1 protein-coding gene is annotated in these 2,301 nt (G+C 62.7%); it reads right to left on the reverse strand.

What is annotated here, in order from left to right; genetic code table 11:
* Window positions 1-2,301, reverse strand: a 2,301-nt coding sequence (locus BSU04_RS25525) for an Ig-like domain-containing protein (protein ID WP_256983288.1), incomplete at both ends; no start/stop codon positions are given.

The raw sequence follows: 2,301 nt of genomic DNA on the forward strand, positions 1-2,301 counted from the left end.
GTTGTCGTCGGTCGAACCGTTCTTCGGAACCGGACCTGTAACAGCACCCACCGCATCCAGCACCTGCGTGATCGAAGGCGCTACCGGCGTGGTCGTGTCAACATTGAACGGGAAGTCCTGCGAGGGGCCGCTGGTTGCGCCCGTAGCCGGGTTCGACTGCTCAGCGGTTATGTCATGCGGACCATCCGCCAGCGGAACCGTCGGCTTGAACGTCCAGTCGCCCGACGGGTTCACCGTGGTCGAACCAATATCAACGCCGTTATCCAGCACGTGCACGATGTCACCCGGCACACCCTTGCCTGCGATCACCGGATCGTTGTCGTCGGTCGTGCCATGTGCCGGAACGGGGCCCTGGATTGGGCCAACGTTATCCGTCACGCCGCTGATAGTCGGTGCTGCCGGAACGCTAGTGTCGACGTTGAACGGCCAATCACCTGACGGCAAGCTTACCTTGCCCGTAGCCGGGTTTGCCTGCGTTGCGGTGATGTCATGCGCACCGTCAGCCAGCGGGATGGCCGGCTTGAATGACCAGTCACCCGACGGCGTCACCGTGGTCGATCCAATTTCAACGCCCTTGTCCATCACGTGCACGACGTCGCCTGCAACGCCCTTGCCGCTGATTACTGGATCGTTGTCGTCGGTCGAGCCATTTTTCGCTACCGGACCCGTGACAGCGCCCACTGCATCCAGCACCTGCGTGATCGTGGGGGCAGCCGGCGCGGTCGTGTCAACATTGAACGGGAAGTCAGCCGAGGGCAGGCTCGTTGCGCCCCCTGCCGGGTTCGTTTGCGTAGCCGTAATGTCATGCGCACCGTCAGCCAGCGGAATGGTCGGCTTGAACGACCAGTCGCCCGACGGCGTCACTGTGGTCGAGCCAATTTCAACGCCCTTGTCCATCACGTGCACGACGTCGCCCGCCACGCCCTTGCCAGTAATGACCGGATCGTTGTCGTCAGTCGTACCATGTGCCGGAATCAAGCCTTGGATGGGGCCGACATTGTCAGTCACACCGGTTATGGTGGGTGCGACGGGGACAGGAACGGAGGTATCCACTGTGAAAGGCCAATCGGCCGACTCTCCGCTCAACTTGCCGGTCGCAGGGTTTGCCTGCGTCGCGGTGATATCGTGCGTCCCATCGTTAAGCTTGACCGGAGGCTTGAACGACCAGTCGCCCGAACCATCTACCGTCGTGCTTCCGATCTCAACATCGTTGTCCATCACGTGCACAACGGCGCCCGGCGCACCCTTGCCGTTGATCACCGGATCGTTGTCGTCCGTCGTGCCCCACTTCGCGACCGGGCCCGTGATGGCGCCTACGTCGTCGAGCACTTGAACGATCCGCGGCGGATTCGGCGCGGTCGTGTCAACGTTGAAAGGGAAGTCCTGCGAGGGGCCGCTGGTTGCGCCCGTAGCCGGGTTCGACTGCGTAGCCGTAACGTCATGCGCACCGTCGGCCAGCGGAACGGTTGGCTTGAACGACCAGTTGCCCCCCTGATCCACCGTGGTCGAGCCAATTTCCTTGCCGTTGTCCATCACGTGCACGACGTCGCCCGCCACGCCCTTGCCTGCGATCACCGGATCGTTGTCGTCGGTCGTACCATGTGCCGGAACGGGGCCCTGGATTGGGCCAACGTTGTCCGTCACCGAGCCAATGCTCGGCGCCGGCGGAACGCTGGTGTCAACCTTGAACGGGAAGTCACCCGAAGGCAGGCTCGTTGCGCCCGTAGTCGGGTTCGTTTGCGTAGCCGTAATGTCATGCGCACCGTCAGCCAGCGGAATGGTCGGCTTGAACGACCAGTCGCCCGACGGCATCACTGTGGTCGAGCCAATTTCAGCGCCCTTGTCCATTACGTGCACGATGTCACCCGCCACGCCCTTACCAGCAATCACCGGATCGTTGTCGTCGGTCGTACCGTTGACAGCGACCGGTCCCGTGACCGGGCCAACATTGTCCGTCACACCACTAATAGTCGGTACGGGAACTGCGCCGGTATCCACGTTGAAGGGCCAATCGCCTGACGGCAAGCTCAACTTGCCCGTGGCCGGGTTGGCCTGCGTTGCGGTGATGTCATGCGCACCATCAGTCAGCTTGGTCGCCGGCTTGAACGACCAGTCGCCCGTGCCGCTCACCGTGGTCGAGCCAATTTCCTTGCCGTTGTCCATCACGTGCACGACGTCGCCTGCGACGCCCTTGCCGCTGATTACCGGATCGTTGTCGTCGGTCGTGCCGTTTTTCGCTACCGGACCTGTGATAGCGCCCACTGAGTCCAGCACTTGCGTGATCGAAGGCGCAGCCGGCGC

Origin of the sequence: Caballeronia sordidicola (assembly GCF_002220365.1) — a bacterium.
Lineage (GTDB): Bacteria > Pseudomonadota > Gammaproteobacteria > Burkholderiales > Burkholderiaceae > Caballeronia > Caballeronia sordidicola_C.